This window comes from Jannaschia helgolandensis, from assembly GCF_900109285.1.
GTDB lineage: Bacteria > Pseudomonadota > Alphaproteobacteria > Rhodobacterales > Rhodobacteraceae > Jannaschia > Jannaschia helgolandensis.
The window spans coordinates 257,171-281,718 of record NZ_FNZQ01000001.1; the positions used below are offsets into that span (position 1 = coordinate 257,171).

Below are 24,548 nucleotides of genomic sequence, written 5' to 3' on the forward strand. Positions count from 1 at the left end.
GCGCATGAGGATCATCGGCGGGGCGTGGCGCGGCCGTCGCCTGACCGCGGTGGGCAAGGGCGATACGGCAGCCCATCTGCGCCCGACCACCGACCGCGTCCGCGAGTCCATTTTCAATCTGCTGGTCAACGGCGGCCATGGCGATGTGCTGACCGACGCACGTGTTCTCGACGTCTTCGCCGGCACCGGCGCACTGGGGCTGGAGGCGCTCAGCCGGGGGGCCGCGTCCGCCACCTTCATAGAACAGGGGCGCAAATCGCTGGCGATCCTGCGCGACAACATAGCGCTGCTTGGCGCCGACGCACGTATCATCGCCCGCGATGCGCGCAGGCCGGGCGACGGCACGGCCCACGATCTGATCTTCCTTGATCCACCCTATGGGCAACGTCTTGGCGAGACAGCCATCGCGGCACTGCGGACCGGCGGCTGGCTGGCCCAAGACGCCCTCATCGTCTGGGAGGAGTCGATGCCCCCGACCCTCTCCGACCTGACCCCAATCGACCAGCGGCGTTATGGCGATACCTTCGTCACCCTGGCCCGATCGCAAAAAGGGCTGGCGAACCCATAGGCCGCCGCGCCTTCCTCCTGGCCGAAATATCCCGGGGGGTGCGGGGGCTGGCCCCCGCGTCCCGTCCGGATCACTCCGCCGCCATCAACGCCTGCGCATCCGCCACCAATCCGGCTCCATCAAGCCCCCTGGCCGTCATCTCGACGATCCAGTCGGCCGTGACCTCCTGGCCCAGGGCCACGATCTCGGCGGTGACTTCGGTCGACAGGGTCGCGATCTGGTTGTCCGTCGCCTCGACCACCAGACGTCCCTCGGCGTCGCCAAGGTCGTGCGCGCGCCCCGCCCAGGCCGAGGCCATCAGACCCGAATTCGCGTCGATCACCGCTTTCAGGTCGTCCGGCAGACCGTCGTAGACGGCCTTGTTCATCGCCCAGATGAAATACAGGTTGTACAGCGACTGGTCGCCCGCGACGTCGGTGTGGCTGTCCGTCAACTCGTCCAGTTTCAGCGAGGGGACCTGCTCCCATGTGATGACACCGCCGTCCAGCACGCCCTTGGCCAGCGCCTCTGGAAAGGCCGGGACGGGCATTCCGACGGGGTTTGCGCCCAGCTTGGCCAGCAACAGCGTGGCTGGCCGGGACGGGCCACGCAGGTTCAGACCCCTGAAATCCGCGACCGATTCAGGTGCCGGGCCCTTCTTGTGGACCAGACCGCGTCCGTGCATGTGCGCCGCGATGATCTGAACGTCGGCGAAATCGTCCATCAGGTATTTTTCGGTGAAGGCCCAGGCCGCACGCGATGCGGTTTCCGCGGATTTGGGCGTCATGAACGGCAGCTCCAGTGCCTCGGCCTCGGGGAACCGACCGGGCTGGTAGCCGGGAATGACCCAGCCGCCATCGACCGCGCCATCCGCGATCAGGTCATACATGTTCGGAGCCGACCCGCCCAGCTGCATGAAGGGATAAAGCTCGACCTTGATGCGACCGTTCGACTGCTCCTCGATGGCATCGGCCCAGGGCTGCATGAAATACTTCGGATTGGCCGAATTCGGGCTCACGAAATGCTGGAACCGCAGCGTAACTTCCTGCGACAGCGCTGGGGCCGCGAGTGGGGTGGCGAATGTCAGGGCGATCAGGGCAGTGCGAAGGATGGACATCGTAGGTCCCCCATATTTTGCGTCAGGGCCCCTTACTTACCACCGCCTGTAGCACCGCGAAAGGCAAATTTGAGAACGATTCTCATGTCATCGATTCTTACTATCCTCCCGTTGCCCTCTTGTTTCCGGATTCGGCATATGGGAGTCCGGCAAAAACCAATCTGGAAAAGCCGCGATGCCCGACGCCCGGGACCTTCTGCCCTCCATCTTCGGATTCGACGCCTTCCGCCCCGGTCAGGAGGAGATAGTCGATGCCGTCGTCGCCGGGCGCGATGTGTTGGCGATCATGCCGACAGGGGGCGGCAAATCCCTGTGCTTCCAATTGCCCGCACTGGTGCGCGACGGGCTGACTGTCGTGATCTCACCCCTGATCGCCCTGATGCGCGATCAGGTGCGGGCCCTGCAGGAGGCGGGCGTCAATGCCGGTGCCCTGACCTCGGGCAACACCGAGGAGGAGACCGAAACCGTCTGGCAGGCCATCGAAGACGGGTCGCTCAAGCTCCTCTACATTGCCCCCGAACGTCTGGCCTCGGGCGGTACGGAACGGATGCTGAAACGCGCCAACTGTACGCTGATCGCCGTCGACGAGGCCCATTGCGTCAGCCAGTGGGGCCACGATTTCCGCCCCGATTACCTGCGCATCGGTGCGCTGCGGCAAACACTTGGCGTGCCTCTTGCCGCCTTCACGGCAACCGCCGATGCCGAAACCCGCGCCGAGATCGCCAGCCGCCTGTTTGCGGACGAACCGCAGGTGTTCCTGCACGGCTTCGACCGGCCCAATATCACCCTGACCTTCCAGCCCAAGGACGGCCCGCGCCGCCAGATCCTTTCGTTCGCCGCCGCGCGCAAGGGCCAGTCGGGCATCGTTTACTGTGGCACGCGGTCCAAGACCGAGGGCATCGCCCGCGCCCTGCGCGACGACGGCCATGCCGCCTGCCACTACCATGCCGGAATGGACGCCGATGACCGGCGCGACGTCGAACGGCGGTTTCAACAGGAAGACGGTCTGATCGTCGTCGCCACCGTCGCCTTCGGCATGGGCATCGACAAGCCCGACATTCGCTGGGTCGCCCACGCCGACCTGCCGAAGTCGATCGAAAGCTACTATCAGGAGATCGGCCGCGCCGGTCGCGATGGTGCCCCCGCCGATACGCTAACTCTGTTCGGGGCCGACGACATCCGATACCGCCGCCAGCAGATCGACGAAGGTCTGGCCCCACCGGAGATGCGCGCCGCCGACCACACCCGCCTGAATGCGCTTCTGGGTCTGGCCGAGGCGCAGATCTGCCGCCGCGTGACCCTGCTGGGCTATTTCGGCGAAACGCCCGCGCCCTGCGGCAATTGCGACCTCTGCGAGAAACCCCCCGAACTATTCGACGCCACGACCGAGGTGCGCAAGGCGCTGTCGGCCATGCTGCGGACCGATGAACGCTTCGGCACCGGTCATCTGGTCGACGTGCTGACCGGAACGGAGACCGACAAGACCCGCCGTTTCGGCCACGACAGCCTGCCGACATGGGGCGCGGGCCGAGATACGCCGAAACCGCAATGGCAGGCGATCTTCCGACAGATGATGGGCCTTGATCTGGTGCGCCCGGATGGCGAACGCCACGGCGCGCTGCGGATGACCGATCCGGCACGCCCGATTCTGCGCGGCGAGGCCAGCGTCACTCTTCGCAAGGACACGATCACGCGGGCCGAGCGCCGCCCGGCCGTCAAGCAACTGGTGTCCGATGAGGACGCCCCCATGTTGTCGGCGCTCAAGGCCAAGCGCCGCGCGCTGGCCGAAGCGCAGGGCGTCCCCGCCTATGTCGTCTTCACTGACAGGACGCTGATCGAAATGGCCGAAACGCGTCCCGCGACACTGGATGCCATGGCCGGAATCTCGGGCGTCGGTGCGACCAAACTCGAGCGCTACGGCGCGACATTCCTGTCAGTCCTGACCGGCGAAACCCCTGACCCCGTCCACCCCGCCCGCCGCAAGCTGGCCGGGCGGGGCGAGGGCGAAATTTACGACAAGCTTCTATCGGTGCAGAACGATCTGACCCGTGGCGATACCGGGACCGACAAGCCGATGACCTGCTCGTCCTCGCAACTGGCCAAAGTCGCCCGCGCCCGCGCCGATGCGGCGGACATCACCCGCATTCTGGGTGATCGCCACGCCGAGCGGTTCGGCGAGGCGTTCCTCGAAATCCTGCGGGAAGCCTAGATGATGGCCATACCCGTCGATCCGCCGTTTCAGACCGACGCGGTCGCGCAGGTTTTCGGTGCCTTTCCCGATGCAGCCTGCGTCGACCTGCTGCGTCTTCGAGCGTTGATCTTCGCGACCGCCGCCGAAATCCCCGACCTCGGCCCGCTGACTGAAACGCTGAAATGGGGCCAGCCCGCCTATCTGCCCGCGGCGCCCCGTATCGGCACGGCAGTCCGACTAGGTATATCCAAGCCCAGCGGCACAGCGCTGTTCGTGCATTGCCAGACCAGCCTGATCGCCGATTTCCGCCAGACCTTCCCCGACACGCTGACGACCGAAGGCACCCGCGCCGTGATCTTCGCCCCCGGTAGCGCGCTGCCCGATGCGCCCCTCCGCCTGCTGATCCGCGACGCTTTGACCTATCATCGCAAACGGGGTTGAGCCTGCGGCCATGCCGCCTAAACTCCGCCAATGCTGACTGTCCTCTCCCCCGCTAAATCCCTCGATTTCGATCCGGTCGATATCGCCCCGACGCCGCCGCGGTTCCCCGAGGAGACGTCAAGTCTGGTACGAACCGCGCGCCGGAAGGGGATCAGGGACCTGCAGGACCTGATGAGTATTTCGGAAAAGCTTGCCCGTCTGAACCGCGACCGTTTCCGCGACTGGGACATCGCACCCGAAAAGCCCGCGATCTTCGCCTTTGACGGCGATACCTATACCGGGTTTGACGCCGCAACCCTGACGGACGACGCCCTGCGCCACGCCCAGACGCATCTGCGCATTCTGTCCGGCCTGTATGGCCTGCTGCGCCCGCTCGACGCTCTGAAGCCGTATCGCCTGGAAATGGGCAGTCGGCTGGCGACGCGGCGCGGCAAGGACCTTTACGCCTTCTGGGGTGATCGAATCGCCACTGTCCTGAACGACGATGCGGCGGAAAGCGGCGCGACTCACCTGCTCAACTGCGCCAGTCAGGAATATTTCGGCGCGGTCCGGACTGGAACCCTCGCGTTGCCGGTCGTCACGCCCAGCTTCCTTGAAGACAAACCCGGCGGACCCAAGATGATAAGTTTCTTCGCGAAACAGGCACGCGGCGCGATGGCGCGCTTCGTGGTCGACAACCGCCTGACCGACCCGGCGGACCTGCGCGGTTTCACGACTGGCGGTTATGCCTATCAACCCGACCGATCGGCCCCGAACCGCCCGGTTTTCCTGCGCCCCGACCAGGCGGCCAAGGCTGCCTGAACACGTCTTGGCTGCGGAAATATTCCCGCCCGAGGCCCGACGGCCGCACCGCCCGACGTCAGGCGAAGTAATCCTGCAGCACCCGCAGATAGATCGCCTTCAACTGCTCGATCTGCTCGACCCGCACCCGCTCGTCAACGGCGTGCATCCGATGGCCGACCAGTCCGAATTCCACCACCGGACAGTGATCCTTGACGAAACGCGCGTCCGATGTGCCACCAGTGGTCGATAACTCCGGCGTGCGGTTGGTCTCGATCTGAACGGCCTTCGCCACCAGATCCGACAGCGGTCCCGGCGGTGTCAGAAACGACTCGCCCGAGATCTTGACGCGCATGTCGATCGCAATGCCGGTCTCTCGCGCCATCCGGTCTGCCTCGGCGCGCAGCCAGTTCGTGATCCCGGCCCCGGTGTGCGCGTCGTTGAAGCGGATGTTGACCGTCGCGCGACCCTCCGCCGGGATCACATTCGTGGCCGCGTTCCCCACGTCCATCGTCACTACCGCCAGAGTCGAGGCATCGAAATGCCGGGTCCCGCTGTCCAGTTCATGTTCGGAAAGATCGGCCATCAGCCGCGCCATCGCGGGCAGCGGGTTCAGCGCCTTGTGCGGATAGGCGGCATGTCCCTGGGTGCCGCGAAACGTGAACCACGCGGTCATGGACCCGCGCCGCCCGATCTTCATCATCTGACCCATGTGATCGGGGCTGGTCGGCTCGCCCACCAGACAGACATCCAGCCGCTCGCCCTCGGCCTCCATCCAGTCCAGCAGGGCAACGGTCCCGTCGGTCGCATCGCCCTCCTCGTCGCCGGTGATGGCCAGCACGACGGCCCCGTCGGGCGGCGTGTCGGTCACGAAATCCACGGCGGCGGCGGCAAAGGCCGCGACGCCCGATTTCATGTCCGTCGCGCCGCGTCCGTACAGCCAGCCCTCCTCGATCTCGGCCCCGAACGGGTCTTTCGTCCAGGCCGCCAGGTCACCGACCGGCACGACGTCGGTATGACCGTTGAACCCGAAAGTCCGCGCGTGCGCCTTGTCGCCCCAGCGCGCATAAAGATTGGAGGTCCCGCCCCGGTCGACGCGGGTGCAGGCAAACCCGGCATCCGACAGCAGCGTCTGCAGCAGGACCAGCGCGCCGCCTTCGTCGGGCGTGACCGAGGGGCAGCGGACCAGCCGGGCCGTCAGGTCAACGGGGTCGATCATGCGTCGTCGCCCTCGTCTTCGTCATCATTCTCGTCGCCCTCGCGGAACACCGTCGTCTGCGCCACCACGACCGAATTCTCGCGCAGGGCACGTGCCATCATCTTGCGCTCGTCGACTTCGATGTCGTGGCCTTCGCCCTCCCGCTCCTCCAGCGACCCATATCCGGTCACCTCCAGCACGTTCAGGTCCGCGGTCTTCAGCACGGCGACGGTCTCGCGCACCGCCTCATCCTCGTCCACGCCACTGGCGTAACACATCAGGGCGGCCCCCGTGGCACCGTCGGGCAGGCCATCGCCGGTCTTGCGACCGACCTCGACCAGCAGGGTATAGACGAAATGCGGGCGTTTGGGTTTCTTCTCGGACATGGGGTTCGGTGTCCGTCGCGGCACCGGCCTTGTCAACCGGACCGGAAACGTAAAACGCCGCCCCAGGGGACGGCGTTCGACAATGACAGACGTGGCGTCAGCTTCGGACGGCGCGGACCCCGTAGATCAGGATGCTGGCACCGATGATTCCGACGAACAACTGCGGAATCCAGCTGTTTGCGGCGTAGATGCCCATCAAGCCCAGGATAAAGTTCAGGACCACGGCCCCGACGATACCCAGAATAATATTCATGAACAGACCGGTATCGGCCTTCATGATCATGCTGGCGATCCAGCCAGCCAGACCGCCAACGATGATCGATGCGATAATCCCAAGACCCATGATACGGCCCCCTTTTTGTGGTTGTGTGCGTCAGAAGGAAACGCCGCCCGCGCCCAACTGGTTCCCGACCGCCTCTTGCGAGGCTATTTGACAGGTCACCTCTGGCAACCCATCTCTGCACCATGTCACCGCGCCCGACACCGCCACCTGCCATTCCGCCCGCCACCACGTCCGCTGGCACGCAGGCTCAGGCCCGCGACCGTCGCCGCCTGATGGCCGAATACGACGCCCTGCCGCCCGCACTGCGCGACTGGCTGGCGGGTGCACGGCTGCAATGGTCGCCGGTCTCGGCCCGCAGGGCCTGGCGCAGGGGGTTGTGGAAAGGCCTCGGCCGGACATCCTCCGCCCGTGCCTACATGGACGCGCTGGAACAGGCGGCCATCAAGAAAGACGGCCTCGACCCGTCCTGACCCGATGCCGCCCCGATCTATTCAGTCGCGCAACAGCTCGTTGATCGACGTCTTGGACCGCGTCTGCGCATCCACCTTCTTGACGATAACAGCACAGTACAGGTTCACGCCATTCTTCGATGGCATCGAACCCGCGACGACCACCGACCCGGCGGGCACTTCGCCATAGGTGAACTCGCCCGTCTCCCGGTCGACGATCTTGGTGGACTTGCCGATGAACACGCCCATTCCCAGTACCGAACCTTCGCGCACGATACAGCCTTCGACGACTTCCGACCGCGCCCCGATGAAGCAATTGTCCTCGATGATTGTCGGCCCGGCCTGCATCGGCTCCAGCACGCCCCCGATGCCGACGCCGCCGGACAGATGTACGTTCTTGCCAATCTGCGCGCAGGAGCCGACCGTGGCCCAGGTGTCGACCATCGTGCCGCTGTCGACATAGGCCCCAAGGTTCACGAACGACGGCATCAGCACCACGCCCGGCGCGATATAGGCCGACCGCCGCACGATGCAGCTGGGCACGGCGCGAAAGCCCGCCGATTCCCACTTGGCGGCGTTCCAGCCGTTAAACTTGCTGTCGACCTTGTCCCACCAGCTGCCCCCCTGCGGCCCGCCGGTTTGCAATTCCATATCCTTCAGGCGGAACCCCAGAAGAACCGCCTTCTTGGCCCACTGGTTGACGTGCCAATCCGCGCCTTGCTTCTCGGCCACCCGCAGCTTGCCGCTGTCCAACGCATCCAGCGTCGCCTCGATCGCATCGCGGGTCTCACCGGTTGTCTGCGGCGTAATCTGGTCGCGTTCCTCCCAGGCGGCTTCGATCGCGGACTCGAGGTGTTCGTTCGACATCGGGGGGCCCTTCGGTTTGGCGGCATGAGTTGGCATCAATTGACTGCGGCGTGCATATCGCCCACCCCTTGCCGGGGCAATCCCGCCCCGTCCCAGGAGCTTTCGATGCAGACCCTGTCCCCCGCATTTTTCATTCCGATCCTCGTGGTTTTCGTCGCCGGTGTGGGCTTTGCCATTCAGGCACCGCTCAACGCGGCCCTCGGTAAGGGCATCGGCGGCGGCGTGGCGGCGGCAACGATCAGTTTCGGCGTCGGCTTCGCGGCGCTGTTGGTGCTGACCTTCGTGTTGGGCGAGGGGCGCGCGCTTACGCGGGCCATGTCGGTGTCGCCGATGTACTGGGCCGGCGGGCTGCTGGGCACGGTGGTTGTGTGGTCGATGCTGTGGTCCGTGCCCACCATCGGTATCCTGACGGCCTTCGCGGCACTCCTGCTGGGACAATTGTCGGCAGCACTTGTTCTCGACGCGATCGGGGCCTTTGCCGCCCCCGTCCACGCAATCACGCCGACGCGGGTGCTGGCCCTGCTGATGGTCGCGGGCGGCCTGATCCTCAGCCGGTTCTGAGGGCGTCCACCGGGTCGGGCGCAGGATTCGCGCCACAGATCAGGACCGCCACACGCTCACCCGGCTCAGGGGTGTAAGCCCCGCTGACCAACGCCGCCAGCGCACAGGCCCCCGCCGGTTCGACCCATTGCCGTGCCTCGCGCCAAAGCATCGCCTGCGCCTCCGTGATGGCCGCATCCGGGACCGTCACGCTGTCGGCTTCCCGCGCCAGATCGAAACAGATGTCTCCGATCCGCCGCGCGCCCAGCGCATTGGCCGCAACGCCCGACACTTCCACATCGACCGGCGCGCCCGCTGTCAGGGCCGCATTCAGCGCCCGCGACTGTTCCGGCTCCACCGCCACGATGCGCCGCCGCCCGCCGAACCACGCCAGCGCCCCGGCAACCAATCCGCCACCACCGACCGCGATCAGCACGGTGTCCGCGTCCAGCCCCTGCTCCTCCCATTCCGCGAAACAGGTGCCTTGCCCCGCCACCGTCGGAACGGAGTCATACGCATGAATCTGCATCGCGCCGGTCGCAGCTTCATGCGCCTGCGCCGCCTCCAGCGCATCGGCATACAGACCGGGGATGACGTGGCATGTCGCCCCCGCCCGTTCGATCAACCCGATCTTGGCCGCGCCCGCCACGTCGGGCACGAAAATATGCGCCGGGTGCCCCAATCGCCTCGCCGCGAATGCCACCGCCGCCCCGTGATTGCCGCCCGACGCCGCCACGACCCCGGCGGACGGCACATCGACCGACAGCAGCGTGTTGAACGCGCCCCGCACCTTGAAGCTGCCGGTATGCTGCATCTGTTCCAGCTTCACCGCGACGTCGAACCCGCCCGGTTCCAGTCGCGCCACAGGTGTCACGCGCGCATGCCCGGCAATCCGCCTCCGCGCATCTTCGATCTCGCTCTGCCAATCCATGTCGCGCCTCCCCGTTCGGCCTGTTACACCGCCCCGAACCTCCGGATGCAAGGACGACCCATGACCGACGCCCATCGCCAACATCCCCTGCCTCATGCACGTGAAGACCGGCAGACTGCCCGTACCGTCCCCGACACGCCCCAGACCCGCAATCCGGCCTATCGTCTGGCCTTCGTGGACGAGGATTTCCTGTGCCGGGAAGAATTGCGTCCCGTCCGCCTGCAACTTGAACTGCTCAAGCCCGCGCTCCTGATGGACGAGGCGGAAATCACCTCGACTGTCGTGCTGTTCGGCGGTGCGCGCATTCCGCGCCCCGAGAACCGGGCCGACGCCCGCACCCAGACCCTGCGCGACCTGACCGCGCAATACGACGAAGCCCGTGCTTTCGCCCGGCTGGTCACCGAACAATCCATGGCGACATCGGGCGGGCGCGAAAATGTCATCGTCACCGGCGGCGGCCCCGGCGTGATGGAGGCGGGAAACCGCGGCGCGATGGATGCCGGCGGGCGCAGCATCGGTCTCAACATCGTGCTGCCTCACGAGCAGGCCCCGAACGAATTCGTCACGCCCGACCTGTCGTTCAACTTCCACTATTTCGCGATCCGCAAGATGCACTTCCTGGTGCGCGCTGCCGCGATCTGCGTATTTCCCGGAGGCTTCGGCACGCTGGACGAATTGTTCGAAGCGCTGACCCTGATCCAGACCGGACGGATGGAGCGCGTGCCGTTCCTGCTGTTCGGCGAAAGCTTCTGGCGCAGCATCATAAACTGGGACGCGCTGCAGGAGGCAGGCACCATCGGTCCCGACGATCTGGAGCTGTTCCGCTTCGTCGATACCGCCGAGGACGCGCTCGCGCTGCTGAAGGACTGGCCCCACCCCCGCACCCGCCGCGAATGGCACCGCTGAATAGTCCGGGCCCCGCGCCCGTCACCAGCTTGCGGATGGCGATCCGAAAAACCGACCGCCCAATCCTCGCAAAGGCGAGAAGGGTGGCAATACCTTACACATGATCCTGGGGGAACCGCGCAGCGGCGGCATCGCCCCTAGTCCAACAGGTAGTCGACGAACTCCGTTCGCTGGATGAGGGGCCTGAGGTTGTCGTCGGAAATCATCGTCACCCGCATTCGCCCCTCGGCATCGCGCCAGACGTCTATGCCCTCCAGATTGTCATGTGTGCCGATGCCGGTCTGCAATTCCAGCCGCTCGTCCTGACCTGTCAGGTCGAAACTTCGGACGCGGGTGCGAAAGCCCAACACCGCGAAGTCGCGTTCCAGAACATATAGGCGCCCATCCGGCCCGACATCGGCACCCGACACCAGAAACCGACCATCCCGGCGCAGGTCGAACGGTTGTGTCCACACGTCGCCGTCGAAGCGAAACACCGGAAACGGTCGGGTCAGCACCCCGGACCGTTCCGGGATCGCATAGAGGTTTCCCGCCGCATCCGCCGCCAATGCCTCCAGCCCCGAATTGGTCTGCAACCCTTCGAAGGCGCCCGCCTGCACCATTCGCGACGGCGGTGCCGCGATATCGTCGTGCCGCATGACGCGGTGCATGCCTTCGTAGGCGACGTAGAACGCGCCATCGGCGAAGGCCACGGCCTCGGCATCCGTCTCGTCGGCCTTCAGGTCGTCGCCGGTCGATCGCAAAAGCGGCCCGCGATCCCTGATCGTCATGTCGGAAATCGCGCCCGCCGCGTTGCGCGTGACCGTGCCGCGCACCCAATGGCCCCTGTCCGACAAAAGCAGGACACCGGGGCCTTCCGGGTCCAGCCAGATCGCGGAATACCCCCCGGCACCGTCGAAGTCCGGTCTCCAGACGTAATTGCCCAGAAACGTCGCGGCGGACGCGGGTACAGTGGCGATCGCTGCCAACAGCGTTGCAAGACGCAGAATATTCATGATTGCATCCGACCTTCGTTCAGCGTGACGACAGGACCGAGGCACATTGCCGGGGCAGATCGGCCAGCCTCAACTCCGGGCGCGGGGTCGCGGCAGGGGCATTCGGGTCCGGCGGCGACGGGTTCAGAATATCGTCCACCCAGGACTGCGCCTCGGCACAGCCATCGCCGGGCGGCGGCGGGGCCTGATTTTCACAACCGCGCGCTCCGTCGGGACAACTTATGCGAACGTGGATATGCTCATGATGTCCATACCAGGGACGCACCTTGCGCAGCCATGACCGGTCGCCCGTCTCGTCGTTGCACATCTGGACCTTGGCACCCGGAAAGATGAAAATCCGGGCCGTGCGCGGGTCCTGCGCCGCGCGCTTGACCAGTTCGTGCTGCCCCCGCGACCAGTTCGAATTGACGAAGGCGCCCCCGGCGCGTTGCATGGATACGGCAGACAAATTCTCGCGCTGACGGCGCGACAGGGTCATGTCCGTCGCCGGATACAGCCAGATATCCGCATCCAGCCCGATCTGGTGACTGCGGTGTGCCGACAGCATCGGGCCGCCGCGCGGCTGGCTCATGTCGCCGACATAGATGCCGCCCCAGCCGATACGCTTCATGTAGCGGCCCAGGTCCTGCACCATGTCCACCAACTCCGGCTGCCCCCAGTTGCGGTTGCGCGACAGGCGCATCGCCTGCCAGCTTTCGCCGGTCTCGGGCAGGGCGACATTACCGGCGGCGCACCCGCGCGAATAGCCGCCGAACGGCTCCGGCGACTGGAAGGACGGCCCTCGCACACCGCTGAATTCCATCTTGGCCAGCTGCGCATGGGCGGCCGGGGCAGTGGCAAGGGCCAGACAGATGGCAAGAAACGTGACGGGGAACCGGCGTATCATGGCGCGACCTCTCCTTCGGGTTTGACCCAGATTAGCAGGACCAGACCGATTATGAACAGACCGACGATCGGCAGGATTCCGATCTGTTGACTGCCGGAGATATAAGTCACGAATCCGATCGACAGCGGCGCGATGAAAGCCGTCGCCTTGCCCGCCAGCGCATATAATCCAAACCCCTCGGTCACGTGATCCACGACCACCAGCCGCACCAGCATCGTCCGGCTGGACGCCTGCAACGCCCCCCCTGCCGCGCCGATCACCGCGCCCAGAACATAGAACGCGATGTCGGGCAGCGCCGAACCCTCGGCCACCGGGATCAACAGAACGGTGCCCGGCGTCACAGTGATCACCAACAGCGACACCAGAGTCAGGATCGCCACGCAGGTCACGATCACCGGCTTCGGCCCCCGTGCCCGGTCGGCCCGCCCCCCCAGCCATGCGAAGATCGCGCCGGTGACGGCCGCCAGGATGCCGAAGACCCCGATATCGACCACCGTCCAGCCCAGCACCCCGGCGGTATAAATGCCGCCGAATGTATAAAGCCCGTTGAGGGCGTCGCGATACATCATCGACGATCCCAGATAGGCTGCGAAGCCGGGCCTTTGCGGCAGCGACCGGAGCGTCGTCGCCAGCCGACGCAGGGCCGCACCGGCCGGCACAAGCGTGGTGGCGACCCGGCGCACCGGCTTCACCCACAGGAAGAACGGCACCATGAAGACGATGTACCAAAGCGCGGTGAACGGCCCGACGAACCGCGTGCCTTCACGCAGGGCAGCGTCCAGTCCGAAGATCGGCGCGATGCCGATCAGGGTCACGCCCTGCGCATTTTCCGCGAACAGCGTCAGCATCGCGATCAGCGCGATTACACCGCCGACATATCCCAGCGCCCAGCCCGATCCGGATATCCGTCCGATCTCATCGCGCGGACCCAGCGTCGGCAGCATGGCGTTGGTGAAGATCGTCGCGAATTCCATCCCGATCAGGCCGATGCCGAAGACCAGCAAAATGGGCCAGACCATATCCGCCCCCGGCACAGCGAACCACAGGCTGGCCGCACCCGCGACATACAGGACCGAGAATATCTTGATCCACATCAGATGCCGCCCCGACGCGTCGGCCATCGCTCCCAGAACCGGCGCGCTAATCGCCATGACAAAGCCCGCCAGCCCGACCGTCAGTCCGAAGACCGATTGCGCGGCGACCGGATCGTCCATCACGGCGCTTGCGAAATAGGGGCTGAAGATGAAGGTCAGCAGCAGGGTGTTGTAGGGCTGCGATGCGAAGTCGAACATCATCCAGCCGCGCACCCGGCGCCGAAGCGCGATGTCTGTCATGACTTCTCCCCAAGGCCGACCGGCGAACCTTGGGCGGGAAATCAGACCGGCGCAACAGCGGTGTGGCACACTTGGGTCAGATCGACGGCGGCACGTGACCTTCCGGCAAAACGCCCTCCGGCGGCCAGGGGCGCGTCCCCTCCGCTTCAATCCAGGCTGCGACCCATGCGGGCAAGTCAGGCGACACCGTGTCGACGTTCAATTCCGCCGCAACGTCACCCGTGGGCACGGACCGGCCTTTCGCTACCACCGCCGTCCGCAGCAGAGCCTGCGACGTACATTCGCCCGCCACCCACATCGACTGAACGATATAGAAGAACCGTTCGTCCCAACCCACGATCCGCGTCCGCATCTCGATCCGCTGGAACATCGTGACCCGGCGGCGATAACGCACGCTCACTCCTGCTACCGCCAACCCCCACTTCCGCCGCCGCAAAGCCGCCAGAAGGCCGATACGCTGCCCGGAGGTAAACCGGCCCAGATCATAGAGCGTCAGGGTGCGTCCGTTGTTCAGCTCCATGAAACCATCCAGATCCCACGGCAGGCACAGATGATGTGTCACCTGCGTGTCCATCACACCCATCGGCGTCGCGCGACGGGCGCGCGCCATTTGCCAGGCGAGGCGGAGAAACGGATACATGCCCGCCGTCTTTACCCCGATCCGATTTGCGTCAACCCGAACCCTGCGTCAGCTTGCGCCGACTGGCCCGTGCCCTTAGATCGGGGGCACTTCACTGAAAAGGCCCGACACAATGCTGACGCTCATCAACATCCTGCTGCTGCTGCTGAACGTCGCGTGGTGGTTCGCCGTGGCGCACATAATCATGTCATGGCTGATCAATTTCGGCGTGCTGAACATGAATCAGCCCATCGTCGGACAGCTCTGGGACGGGCTGAACCGCATTCTCGAACCGGTCTATTCGCGCATCCGCAACGTTCTGCCTGCAACCGGCGCGCTCGACCTGGCACCGCTGGTGTTTCTTCTCGGCATCATCATCGCGCAGATGATCCTGGGCGACGCGGCGCGATCGGTGGCCTTCTAAAGGGCCTGGATCCGTACGCCGCAGACCTGGCATTCCGCGACGTCGTGCCGTTCCATCTTTTCCACCGCCAATCCGGCAAGAATCGCGATTGCCAGCAAGGTCAGTCGAATTTCATGTCGCACACTCATGGACTTTCTCCGTCGTTCACGACCACTTTCCAATGCGCGCTACCCCCTTGCAATTCACAGGCCCGTGACGGCACCGTTTCGCACATGACAGACACGAAGATCAGCACCCACGATGCCGAAGACGATATCCGCAATGCCGCGATCCTGATCTGGGTGAACGGCAAGCTGAAACCGCGCGCCGAGGCCACCGTCAGCGTCTACGACAGCGGCTTCATGCTGGGCGACGGCGTGTGGGAGGGGCTGCGCCTCTACGACGGGCGCTGGACGTTCATCGACGAACACATCGCCCGCCTGTTTGACGCGGCCAAGGCCATCGACCTCGATATCGGCATGACTCCGACGCAGGTCATCGCGGCAATCGAGGACACCCGCGCCGCCAACAATTTCACCACCGACGCCCATGCCCGCCTGATGGTCACGCGCGGCGTCAAACGCCTGCCGTTTCAGCATCCGCGCCTGTCGACCCAGGGGCCGACCATGGTCATCATCATGGAACATTCGCGCCCGAAAATCCCGCGCCCCGTCACGCTGGCCACCGTGCCCCATATCCGTGGCCTGCCGATGACGCAGGACCCGAAACTCAACTCGCACTCGAAACTCAACTGCATCCTCGCCTGCATCGCCGCCGAAAAGGCCGGCGCGGACGAGGCGCTGATGCTCGACGTGCATGGCTTCGTGAACACCACCAACGCCTGCAACTTCTTCATCGTCCGCCGTGGCGAAGTCTGGACCAGCAAGGGCGACTACTGCATGAACGGCATCACCCGCCAGAAGGTCATCGACCTGTGCCGTGCGAACGACATCCCGGTGCGGGAGCGCAATTTTTCGTTGGTGGACACCTACGGCGCCGACGAGGCCTTCCTGACCGGCACCTTCGGCGCGCAGACCCCCGTCGGCATGATCGACGGCCGCGTCATCGGGACGGGCGATCTGGGACCGGTGACCGAGCGGCTGCGCGGGCTGTATAAGGCGCTTGTGACGCCTTGATTCACTGCCCAGGACCGCTGACACGAACTGTGTAGTCTGCTCAGAGACCGAACTCCCCCTCCTCTGTCGTCTTCTCGTCTGCGATCCCGAAGGAAGGATCATCAGCAATGTTTGGATGGCGCGCTACGCCAAGAGGCGATTACGGCCCATCGACACTCAGTCCAATATAGTCCTTCATTTCCGAGATCCCGGTCCCAGCCCCTGTCGCCGATAGAATTGACTCAAGCAAAACATCAAGGGATTCGATTAGGCGCTTCCAACCCCAAAAGTTCCAGCCGCCACCGCCACCGCGATTCGAGTATGCGTCGTCTATCACTGAGAATTTAAACGTTAATTCTGAACCTTCCAAGCCATGGTCTCGTATTTGTTCGGTACTCAAATTCGCTATTCTTACTTCCACTCTTTCCGCATGGCTGCGAAGCGGCATTAACGCTGCGTGCATTGGCTCTAATAGATGTTCCCGGAATTTAGGCCGCCAATTTGGCTCTTCCCTCATAGCCACCAAGTTAAGAAATTGCACTACGTCATTGAGGAAAGTTTTCAATACCTCTCGCGGGTCCTCGTATTTTTCTGTGGAAAGTTGCCCTAACATACTTATGTTTCCTTTTATAACAGTTGCTTAACGCTCCAAATTTCATGCTAAAATCATTCCCTCCTTTACTGTAAAGTATCGTGGCGCCCGTCATGTATTGAACTCGACCGCTTTGACTGGCTAAGACTGGGTTGCGACGGTCAAAAAAATAGGTCGTTCGGGTTCGAACTTTATCACGGCCGGGTTAGATTTGGCGCAAAATTTTTCATGGTCGCATGGCATTGAAGATAATCGCTGAATGGTGCTGCACAAAAAAATGCCACGGCGACGTTCAAGTTTGTGCTGTGCAGTGTGGAGAAAGACATCCGCACAGCGGACAAACATGGCCCGCAAAGAGACCCCAGCATCCAATCCCCCGCCCCACCATCCCACCTTGCCGTCGCGCCCCCCACCCCCCATGCTCGCCCCAACACGGGCAAGGGGACAGCCAGCATGAAAGTCATCGTCATGGGTGCGGGCGTGATCGGCGTCACGACCGCCTATTACCTCGCCAAGGGCGGCGCGGATGTCACCGTCCTCGACCGTCAGACCGGGCCGGGGATGGAGACCAGCTATGCCAACGCGGGCGAACTCAGCTATGGCATGACCTCGCCCTGGGCCGCGCCCGGCATTCCGGTCAAGGCGATCAAATGGATGTTCATGAAACGCCGCCCGCTGTTCATCTGGCCGCTGATCAGCCCGACCATGTGGTCGTGGAGCTGGCAGATGATCCGTAACTGCAACGCGGAAAGCTACCGCATCAACAAGGGCCGCATGGTCCGCATCTCGAATTATTCCCGCGACGTGATGCCCGAGTTGATCGCGGAAACCGGCATCGACTACGAGGGCCGCGAACAGGGCACGCTGCAACTCTTCCGCACCGCGAAACAGATGCGCGGCAGCCAGGCCGATCAGGACATCCTCACCGAATACGACAGCCCCTTCGAAATTCTCGGACGCGACGCCTGCATCGCCGTCGAACCGGCGCTTGCCGAAACCCGTGACAAATTCGTCGGCGGCTTGCGCCTGACCGCCGACCGCACCGGCGATTGCGCGATGTTCACCGTCGCGCTGGCCGAGAAATGCGCCGAAATGGGCGTCGAATTCCAGTACGGCCAATCAATCCGCGCCATCGCCATCGAGGACGGCAAGGTCGCGGGTGTCGACACCGAAATCGCCGGGCGCATCACCGGCGATGCCTATGTCTGCGCGCTGGGCAGTTTCGGTCCCCGGCTGCTGAACCCCATCGGCGTGAAGCTTCCCGTCTATCCGGTCAAGGGCTACTCCGTGACCCTGCCCGTCACCGACGACGCCTTCGCTCCGCAGTCCACCATCATGGACGAGACCCACAAGGTCGCGATCACCCGGCTGGGCGACCGCATCCGCGTCGCGGGCACCGCCGAGATCGCGGGCTACTCCAACCGGCTCGGGCCTCATGCCACCGACACCGTGCGCCATGTCATCGGCGACCTCTTCCCCAAGGGCGGCGACCTGAGCCGGGCGGAGGGCTGGACCGGCCTGCGCCCGATGACGCCGGACGGCACGCCGGTTCTCGGGCCGTCGCAATACGACAACCTGTTCCTGAATACCGGACACGGCACATTGGGCTGGACGATGGCCTGCGGCTCCGGTCGTGCCGTGGCCGATGTGGTTCTGGGCAAGACGCCCGAGATCGATTTCGATGGGCTGACGGCGGCGCGATACGCGGGGTAGAGTTATAGCCTGGACGTCCGCGCTGAGCCCATTTTGACGGATGCTGTAGGCTGCATGAATGTCGGCAATCATAACGCATGACTATCGGAACTGTCAGGATAAATTGATGGCTTTACTCAAAATACTGAGACTTTGCGGGGTGCAATTGCTTTAAGACAGATTTGCGCATCGAAATCGCAAGCCTATCGTGAAAGACTTCGATAGCGGATTCTGCACCTTTCTCGGATAGCCACCCATCATCAATTCTCCAATGGCGGAAGAACAGCCAATCCAAGGCGTTTCTGCGAGAAAACTCGAGGGACCGTTGGGCATACTTCCTTGATGGAACCTCACCCAGACGCGCCTTTGGCCCGTATTTATCACGTCCTTCGGCAATCTTCTCTTCATGCCAAATGATAAGCTCGTCGATGTGGTTGTCGTTTATCACAATTAGCTCTAAAATTTCGGCGGCTATGTGATCAGGAATGGTAGCAACCGCCTTCTGCACCGCTTCCAAAAAACGCTCGTCACTAAGAAACTCTAGGGTCCAATTCTTTGGTGAAGTTCTCCATAGTATGAACTCCGCTTCCTTGGTCCAGCTTCCATCCGAGATCAGGCCAAGTCGTTCAAGCATCTGCAGAAAATCGGGTTCGCATAGCGCGCAGCCCAGCCCGAAACGAGCGGCGATATTGGGGGTTGGAGGTGGCGGCGGATCTTTCATGGCAATGACAAAACCATTTCCTATGCGGGTCGGTGGGAGGCTTCCATCTGGCAACCGGAATGAAAGCTTGTTTTGTTGGTTCGCAAGCCACAGGATAGAAATGCAGATGTCGTCCCATCGAGGCATTGTCGCAGGTTGTTCAGGAGGATTCTTTGGTATTGCTCCCCAATCTGTTGCGTCAGCAAAGCCTAGCTTGACCAAGGCCATACATCCGATTTGATAGGCCGTTGAGGCCATATCGTGCCAACCCGGACGGTCCGAAGCTTTCGGCAAGTTTTCCGCTAGGAATTGCGCGGCGTCTTCACGCCAGTTTGGATAGTCACTAACCATGCTGCGCCTCTGATTTGGCTTAAGTCCAGACTATATGGCTCGATGCAAAGCGAACTGCAATTTCGTTGATCTTGTGTTTTTCGTAAAGTGGAGAAATTCACTGAAACGGTCATTGGCGCACCTGCACAAGTCCGCTAAGTCCGCGCAACTGGCATTCCACTTCATAACATCTCACACCTCACAGGCCGGACGGAATATTCCTTTCCCGCACCGTCCTCCCCCAATTTGCCCTTGACGGTGCGCCCAGTGACGTCAGACGTGGATCACCCGCAGATCACCCCTTCCTCACCCACGGAATCCGACATGAAAATCCTCGCCTGGTCCGGGCCCCGGAACCTCTCCACCGCGATGATGTATGCTTTCGGAAACCGCCCCGATTTCGAGGTCATGGACGAGCCGTTCTACGCCGCCTACCTTGCCACCACCGGCCTCGACCACCCGATGCGCGATGCCATACTGGCCAGCCAGCCGACCGACCCGGTGGCAGTTGCCGCCCTGTGCCGCAAGCCACCGAAAATACATTCTTATCAGAAGCATATGGCCCACCACATGCTGCCCGATTTTCCCCTCGGCTGGGCCAGCGGCGCCGTCCATCTGCACCTGATCCGCCACCCCGCCCGCGTTATCGCAAGCTATGGTGCCAAGCGCGACGACATCTCGGAATCGGACATCGCCTTCGCCGCCCAGGCCTCGCTTTACGATCGCGTCGGGGGACTTGTCATCGACACCGCGGACCTCCGGGACGACCCGGCGAAGATGCTGGCAAAGCTCTGTTCCGAAGTGGGAATTTCCTTCGATCCCGCTATGCTGAGCTGGTCGGGAGGCGGGCATTCCGCCGACGGAATCTGGGCCTCGCACTGGTACAACGCAGCTCACGCATCGACCGGGTTCGCAGGCCCCGAAGGTCCCCTGCCGGCCGTCGACCGCGATGATCTGCTCCAGGCCGCATTGCCATTCTACACCGCAATGAAAGCCCGCGCGCTTCAGGTCTGATCGGTGCCGAACTGCATGGAATGCAACTGCGTATACAGCCCCCCCTGCGCCAGCAGTTCATCATGCGTGCCACGCTCGGCCACACGGCCTTTGTCCAGCACAAGTATCTGATCCGCCTCGCGGATCGTCGACAACCGGTGGGCGATCACCAGTGTCGTCCTGCGTTGCGACAGATGGTTCAGCGCATCCTGCACAAGCCGCTCCGACTTGGTATCCAGCGCACTTGTCGCCTCGTCCAGCAAAAGGATCGGCGTATCGCGCAGCAGCGCCCGCGCGATCGCCACACGCTGCCGCTGACCGCCCGACAGGTTCGACCCGCGCGGCCCGGCAGGAGTATCGAGGCCAGCCGGCAATTCCGACACGAATTCGGTCACATGTGCCGCCTTCAACGCATCCTGCAACCGGGATTCGGACAGGTCGCCGCGCCCCAGCAGAAGGTTTTCCCGCAGCGTCTCATCGAACAGCAGCGTGTCCTGCGACACGACCGAGAACAGGCCGCGCAGGTCGCGCAGGGCATAATCCTGAATGTTGTGCCCGCCAATGGTGACCACCCCGGATTCAGGATCGACCATACGGGTCAATACGTTGAATATGGTGGATTTTCCCGCCCCCGAAAGGCCAACAAGCGCCGTCGTCGTGCCTTCCGGCACGGTAAAATCCACGCCGCGCAGGACAGGGTTGTCGCCATAGGCCAGCGTCACCCCGTCGAAGACGATCTCGGTTGTCTCGGGACGCGCGGCGGCAGGCGTCACCGGGTCGATGATCGTCGGCACCGTGTCGTGCAGGCTATAAATCCGTTCCAGCGAGGCATTCATCGTCTGCCAGGCCCCCGCCGTATTCGCCAGACGACGCATGGGCTGAAACGCCAGCGACATTGCGGTGAAGAACGACATGAACTCGCCCACCGTTTTTTCGCCCGCGATGATCTGCGGTCCACCGTACAGAAGAACGGCAAAGAATCCGAACCCGATCGCGAAGTCCACCAGCGCGGGCACGGTCGCCTGCCCGGCCTGCGTGCGGATCACGGCGCGCACCATATCTTCGGTGGCCAGGCGAAATCGTTCCTCCTGATAGCTTTCCATGGCATTCAGCCTAATGGGGGTAATGCCGTGAAAAATCTCGTCCAACCGCGTCGTGCGCCGCCCGGCGATGTCGCGCAGGCGGAAAGCCTTGCGGCGGATATAGCGTTGCAGGATCAGACTTGGCGCGATCAGAAGCGGCGCACCGACGATGGCGACGGCGGTCCAGACCGGATCGACCGAGATCGCCACGATCATCAGGGAGATCAGGGCCATGGCATCGCGCCCGACCCCAGTGATCATCTGCACCCACATCGTCTGGATTGCCTGCACGTCGCCCTGGACCCGCTCGATCAGCTGACCGGGAGAATGTCTGCTGAAATATGCCGCATCCAGACGCAGGACGTGACTCAGCAGATCCTGTTGGATGCGGGACGACGCAAGGTAGGCGACCCTGGACATCACCACTCGCTGCGCAACGCCTGCCATGCCGCGTACGATGAACAGGGCAAGGATCGCCGCGCCGACCCAGACCACCGCGCTGGCGCGCCCTTCGACGAAGACCAGATCGAACATCGGCTCCAGCATCCAAGCCAGAACACCGACCGTGCCGCCTTCGACCGTCATCAGGAAGGCACCGAACAGGATCCACCAGAGGTGACGCCGCAGATAACCACGCCACAGACGGACGAAAGGATGGACGGTTGAGGGCAAGGGCCGGGCCTTTCGACGAAGATCAGGGCGCGACCTAACGCGCGTTTGCGCGTTCGGGCAAGGTCGCGGCCCGGTCTCCGCCCTGAAGATTCCGGAATGTGGCGCATCGGCTATTGCAATTGACCTGCGACCGGCGGGACAGCGATCGCACTTGCGCTGAAGCGGGCGGACATGCGACGGCGGGCAAAACGGGGGGACATTACATGAAGTCTGGCATCGCAATCCTCACGCTTGCCTATGTGCTGAGCCAGTTCTATCGCGCTTTCCTTGCCGTTCTTGCACCTGATCTGACCGCCGATCTGAATGTCACACCCGCCGATCTGAGCCGCGCATCGGGCATCTGGTTTCTGGCTTTCGCCGCGATGCAACTGCCGATCGGCTGGGCGCTGGACCACGTCGGACCACGCCGGACAGCGGCCCTGTTGCTGGGCGTAGCGGGTGGCGGCGGCGCGCTCCTGTTCGCGGTCGCCAGTGCCGGGTGGCAGATCGATCTTGCGATGGCACTGATCGGTGTGGGCAGCGCACCGGTCCTTATGGCCAGCTACTATATCTTCGCGCGCACGTTTCGGCCCGCGATCTTTGCAACACTGGCGGGCGTGCTGATCGGGGTCGGGTCGCTGGGCAATATCGCGGCATCTGTGCCGCTGAGCTGGGCGGCAGAGATAGTGGGCTGGCGCAGCGCGATGACGACATTGGCCGTTTTGACGGCGGCGACGGCGGTCGGTTGCCTGCTGCTGGTGCGCGACCCCGAAACGGTCGAAGGGGGCAAACGCGGATCGCTGCTGGACGTGCTGAAAATCCCGGCGATCTGGGCGATTCTGCCGATGCTGTTGGTGAACTATGCCCCGGCGGCTGGCCTTCGCGGGTTATGGGCCGGGCCCTATGTCGCGGACAGCTATGGCGCGGAATATGTGGGCACCGTGACGCTGGTGATGGGACTGGCGATGATTGTCGGCAATTTTGCCTATGGCCCCGCCGACCGGATATTCGGGACACGCAAATACGTCGTGCTGGCAGGAAATCTGGCCGGAGCCGCGATCCTGGGTGTCCTGTGGTGGATGCCGGTTCCGGGATTGGTGGCGGCGACGGCTCTGCTGGCGGCTGTCGGCTTCCTTGGGTCCAGCTACGCGCTTTGCGTGGCACATGGTCGGGCTTTCTTTCCTCCGCATCTGGTGGGGCGCGGCGTGACGCTTCTGAACCTGTTTTCCATTGGCGGCGTCGGCGTGATGCAGTTTGCGACGGGGCCCCTGTTCACGGCATCGGGCGGCGGCGTGGCCGGATATCAGACGTTGTTCGGGGCGTTCGCGCTGGCGTTGCTGGCGGGGAGCATCGTCTATGCCTTTGCACCGGACAACACGAACTAGAGCGATCCGAATGCCACGCATCACGGATCGTGTTGCGCCCTTACCTTTACGCGACAGGTCCACGGGTATAGGCCCCGCCCGTTAATCAAAGGACAGATCAGATGGGTTACAAGGTCGTCGTCGTCGGCGCCACGGGGAACGTGGGTCGCGAAATGCTGAACATCCTGGCCGAGCGTCAGTTCCCCGTAGACGAGATCACGGTGCTTGCATCGCGCCGGTCGATGGGAACGGATGTGAGCTTTGGCGACAAGACCTTGAAAACAAAGGATCTGGAGCAATTCGACTTCACCGGCTGGGACATCGCGTTTTTTGCCATCGGGTCGGACGCCACCAAGATCCACGCGCCCCGCGCCGCCAAGTCAGGCTGCGTGGTGATCGATAATTCCTCGCTCTACCGCTACGACGCGGACGTGCCGCTGGTCGTGCCGGAGGTGAACCCCGAGGCGGTGGACGGCTACGCCAAGAAGAACATCATCGCGAACCCAAATTGTTCGACCGCGCAGATGGTCGTCGCGCTCAAGCCGCTGCACGACCGTGCGCGGATCAAGCGGGTCGTCGTGTCGACGTATCAGTCCGTCTCAGGTGCCGGGAAAGAGGGCATGGACGAGCTGTGGGACCAGACCAAATCGATCTACAACCCGGTCGACAACAAGCCCGCCACCAAATTCACCAAGCAGATCGCGTTTAACGTGATTCCGCACATCGACAGCTTCATGGAAGACGGGTCGACCAAGGAAGAATGGAAGATGGTCGTCGAGACCAAGAAGATCATCGACAAGTCGATCAAGGTCACCGCCACCTGCGTCCGTGTGCCGGTGTTCGTCGGCCATGCGGAGGCGATCAACATCGAGTTCGAGGATTTCCTCGACGAGGACGAAGCGCGCGAGATCCTGAGCAATGCCCCCGGCGTTCTGGTCGTCGACAAACGCGAGGACGGCGGCTATGTCACGCCCGTCGAATGCGTCGGCGATTTCGCGACGTTCGTCAGCCGCATCCGGCAGGACAGCACGATCGACAACGGCTTGAACCTGTGGGTCGTGTCCGACAATCTGCGCAAGGGTGCCGCGTTGAATGCCGTTCAGATCGCGGAAACGCTGGGCCAACGGATGCTCAAGAAGCACTGAGTGCATTTCTA

General features: G+C 63.5%; 26 protein-coding genes. 13 read left to right on the top strand and 13 right to left on the bottom strand.

Annotated features, from left to right (window positions below; genetic code table 11):
• The first annotated feature begins 4 nt into the window (after positions 1 to 4).
• Positions 5 to 568 (top strand): 16S rRNA (guanine(966)-N(2))-methyltransferase RsmD, encoded by a 564-nt coding sequence (rsmD, locus tag BMY38_RS01175; RefSeq protein ID WP_092758996.1) that lies wholly within the window; start codon positions 5 to 7, stop codon positions 566 to 568.
• A gap of 70 nt (positions 569 to 638) precedes the next feature.
• On the opposite strand, the gene BMY38_RS01180 is transcribed toward rsmD, so the two are convergent.
• Entirely contained in the window at positions 639 to 1,664 is a 1,026-nt protein-coding gene (locus tag BMY38_RS01180; protein ID WP_092758998.1) for a TRAP transporter substrate-binding protein, read from the bottom strand.
• A gap of 175 nt (positions 1,665 to 1,839) precedes the next feature.
• Here BMY38_RS01180 and recQ point away from each other — a divergent pair, with 175 nt between their 5' ends.
• From recQ to yaaA, 3 genes are read left to right on the top strand one after another with little or no spacing between them, the layout of a single operon-like run.
• The gene (recQ, locus tag BMY38_RS01185; protein ID WP_092759000.1) at positions 1,840 to 3,873 is read left to right on the top strand and encodes a DNA helicase RecQ; all 2,034 of its coding nucleotides are present in this window, start codon (positions 1,840 to 1,842) and stop codon (positions 3,871 to 3,873) included.
• Complete coding sequence (locus BMY38_RS01190; RefSeq protein ID WP_245737463.1) at positions 3,874 to 4,296, top strand: DUF1801 domain-containing protein; 423 nt, start codon at positions 3,874 to 3,876, stop codon at positions 4,294 to 4,296. It abuts the gene before it with no gap.
• Between the two features lie 30 nt (positions 4,297 to 4,326).
• Positions 4,327 to 5,097: a peroxide stress protein YaaA gene (gene yaaA / locus BMY38_RS01195; protein ID WP_092759002.1), complete on the top strand. Its 771-nt coding sequence runs from the start codon at positions 4,327 to 4,329 to the stop codon at positions 5,095 to 5,097.
• A gap of 58 nt (positions 5,098 to 5,155) precedes the next feature.
• Here the strand turns inward: yaaA and dapE are convergent, their stop codons facing one another.
• From dapE to BMY38_RS01210, 3 genes are all read right to left on the bottom strand, one after another.
• A complete protein-coding gene (dapE, locus tag BMY38_RS01200; RefSeq protein ID WP_092759004.1) occupies positions 5,156 to 6,295 on the bottom strand; it encodes a succinyl-diaminopimelate desuccinylase in 1,140 nt (379 codons plus the stop codon).
• The gene (locus BMY38_RS01205; protein WP_175495732.1) at positions 6,292 to 6,660 is read right to left on the bottom strand and encodes a DUF8846 family protein; all 369 of its coding nucleotides are present in this window, start codon (positions 6,658 to 6,660) and stop codon (positions 6,292 to 6,294) included. Before BMY38_RS01205 ends, dapE begins: the two co-directional genes overlap by 4 nt.
• A 97-nt stretch (positions 6,661 to 6,757) precedes the next feature.
• Entirely contained in the window at positions 6,758 to 7,003 is a 246-nt protein-coding gene (locus BMY38_RS01210; protein ID WP_092759008.1) for a GlsB/YeaQ/YmgE family stress response membrane protein, read from the bottom strand.
• Between the two features lie 122 nt (positions 7,004 to 7,125).
• Here BMY38_RS01210 and BMY38_RS01215 point away from each other — a divergent pair, with 122 nt between their 5' ends.
• Positions 7,126 to 7,413 (top strand): DUF6525 family protein, encoded by a 288-nt coding sequence (locus BMY38_RS01215; protein ID WP_092759010.1) that lies wholly within the window; start codon positions 7,126 to 7,128, stop codon positions 7,411 to 7,413.
• Positions 7,414 to 7,434: 21 nt separating this feature from the next.
• On the opposite strand, the gene dapD is transcribed toward BMY38_RS01215, so the two are convergent.
• A complete protein-coding gene (gene dapD / locus BMY38_RS01220) occupies positions 7,435 to 8,259 on the bottom strand; it encodes a 2,3,4,5-tetrahydropyridine-2,6-dicarboxylate N-succinyltransferase (protein WP_092759012.1) in 825 nt (274 codons plus the stop codon).
• 105 nt (positions 8,260 to 8,364) lie between these two features.
• Between dapD and BMY38_RS01225 the strand changes: the two genes are divergently transcribed.
• Positions 8,365 to 8,820 carry a DMT family transporter gene (locus BMY38_RS01225; protein ID WP_092759014.1) on the top strand — a complete coding sequence of 152 codons (456 nt, stop codon included), beginning with the start codon at positions 8,365 to 8,367 and terminating at the stop codon, positions 8,818 to 8,820.
• On the opposite strand, the gene BMY38_RS01230 is transcribed toward BMY38_RS01225, so the two are convergent.
• On the bottom strand, positions 8,807 to 9,730 hold the full coding sequence (locus BMY38_RS01230) for a threonine/serine dehydratase (RefSeq protein ID WP_092759016.1): 924 nt from the start codon (positions 9,728 to 9,730) through the stop codon (positions 8,807 to 8,809). The two genes, BMY38_RS01225 and BMY38_RS01230, sit on opposite strands and share 14 nt — an antisense overlap.
• A 60-nt stretch (positions 9,731 to 9,790) precedes the next feature.
• On the opposite strand from BMY38_RS01230, the gene BMY38_RS01235 reads away from it, so the two are divergent.
• Positions 9,791 to 10,636, top strand: a complete 846-nt coding sequence (locus BMY38_RS01235; protein ID WP_092759018.1) for an LOG family protein — start codon at positions 9,791 to 9,793, stop codon at positions 10,634 to 10,636.
• Positions 10,637 to 10,773: 137 nt separating this feature from the next.
• On the opposite strand, the gene BMY38_RS01240 is transcribed toward BMY38_RS01235, so the two are convergent.
• From BMY38_RS01240 to BMY38_RS01255, 4 genes are read right to left on the bottom strand one after another with little or no spacing between them, the layout of a single operon-like run.
• On the bottom strand, positions 10,774 to 11,631 hold the full coding sequence (locus BMY38_RS01240; protein ID WP_245737464.1) for an esterase-like activity of phytase family protein: 858 nt from the start codon (positions 11,629 to 11,631) through the stop codon (positions 10,774 to 10,776).
• 19 nt (positions 11,632 to 11,650) lie between these two features.
• A complete protein-coding gene (gene mepA, locus BMY38_RS01245; protein WP_092759020.1) occupies positions 11,651 to 12,517 on the bottom strand; it encodes a penicillin-insensitive murein endopeptidase in 867 nt (288 codons plus the stop codon).
• Positions 12,514 to 13,920 (bottom strand): MFS transporter, encoded by a 1,407-nt coding sequence (locus tag BMY38_RS01250; protein WP_342707725.1) that lies wholly within the window; start codon positions 13,918 to 13,920, stop codon positions 12,514 to 12,516. Before BMY38_RS01250 ends, mepA begins: the two co-directional genes overlap by 4 nt.
• Positions 13,921 to 13,927: 7 nt before the next feature.
• Positions 13,928 to 14,491: an acyl-CoA thioesterase gene (locus BMY38_RS01255; protein ID WP_092759024.1), complete on the bottom strand. Its 564-nt coding sequence runs from the start codon at positions 14,489 to 14,491 to the stop codon at positions 13,928 to 13,930.
• Positions 14,492 to 14,603: 112 nt separating this feature from the next.
• Here BMY38_RS01255 and BMY38_RS01260 point away from each other — a divergent pair, with 112 nt between their 5' ends.
• Positions 14,604 to 14,894 (top strand): YggT family protein, encoded by a 291-nt coding sequence (locus BMY38_RS01260; protein ID WP_092759026.1) that lies wholly within the window; start codon positions 14,604 to 14,606, stop codon positions 14,892 to 14,894.
• Here BMY38_RS01260 and BMY38_RS18535 read toward each other — a convergent pair.
• Complete coding sequence (locus BMY38_RS18535) at positions 14,891 to 15,022, bottom strand: hypothetical protein (protein WP_281243193.1); 132 nt, start codon at positions 15,020 to 15,022, stop codon at positions 14,891 to 14,893. The genes BMY38_RS01260 and BMY38_RS18535 overlap by 4 nt on opposite strands.
• Positions 15,023 to 15,106: 84 nt before the next feature.
• Between BMY38_RS18535 and BMY38_RS01265 the strand changes: the two genes are divergently transcribed.
• Both BMY38_RS01265 and BMY38_RS01275 read left to right on the top strand, forming a co-directional pair.
• Positions 15,107 to 16,009 (top strand): D-amino acid aminotransferase, encoded by a 903-nt coding sequence (locus BMY38_RS01265; RefSeq protein WP_092759028.1) that lies wholly within the window; start codon positions 15,107 to 15,109, stop codon positions 16,007 to 16,009.
• A gap of 1,024 nt (positions 16,010 to 17,033) precedes the next feature.
• Positions 17,034 to 18,293, top strand: coding sequence for a D-amino acid dehydrogenase (locus BMY38_RS01275; RefSeq protein WP_092759032.1), 1,260 nt, complete (start codon positions 17,034 to 17,036; stop codon positions 18,291 to 18,293).
• A gap of 112 nt (positions 18,294 to 18,405) precedes the next feature.
• Here BMY38_RS01275 and BMY38_RS17825 read toward each other — a convergent pair whose 3' ends face one another.
• Entirely contained in the window at positions 18,406 to 19,323 is a 918-nt protein-coding gene (locus BMY38_RS17825; protein WP_139204630.1) for a hypothetical protein, read from the bottom strand.
• 303 nt (positions 19,324 to 19,626) lie between these two features.
• Here BMY38_RS17825 and BMY38_RS01285 point away from each other — a divergent pair, with 303 nt between their 5' ends.
• A complete protein-coding gene (locus BMY38_RS01285; RefSeq protein WP_092759036.1) occupies positions 19,627 to 20,316 on the top strand; it encodes a sulfotransferase-like domain-containing protein in 690 nt (229 codons plus the stop codon).
• Here BMY38_RS01285 and BMY38_RS01290 read toward each other — a convergent pair.
• A complete protein-coding gene (locus BMY38_RS01290; RefSeq protein WP_245737465.1) occupies positions 20,307 to 22,049 on the bottom strand; it encodes an ABC transporter ATP-binding protein in 1,743 nt (580 codons plus the stop codon). The genes BMY38_RS01285 and BMY38_RS01290 overlap by 10 nt on opposite strands.
• A gap of 203 nt (positions 22,050 to 22,252) precedes the next feature.
• Here BMY38_RS01290 and BMY38_RS01295 point away from each other — a divergent pair, with 203 nt between their 5' ends.
• Positions 22,253 to 23,413, top strand: a complete 1,161-nt coding sequence (locus BMY38_RS01295) for an MFS transporter (RefSeq protein ID WP_092759037.1) — start codon at positions 22,253 to 22,255, stop codon at positions 23,411 to 23,413.
• A gap of 101 nt (positions 23,414 to 23,514) precedes the next feature.
• Entirely contained in the window at positions 23,515 to 24,537 is a 1,023-nt protein-coding gene (locus BMY38_RS01300) for an aspartate-semialdehyde dehydrogenase (RefSeq protein ID WP_092759039.1), read from the top strand.
• Positions 24,538 to 24,548: the final 11 nt, after the last annotated feature.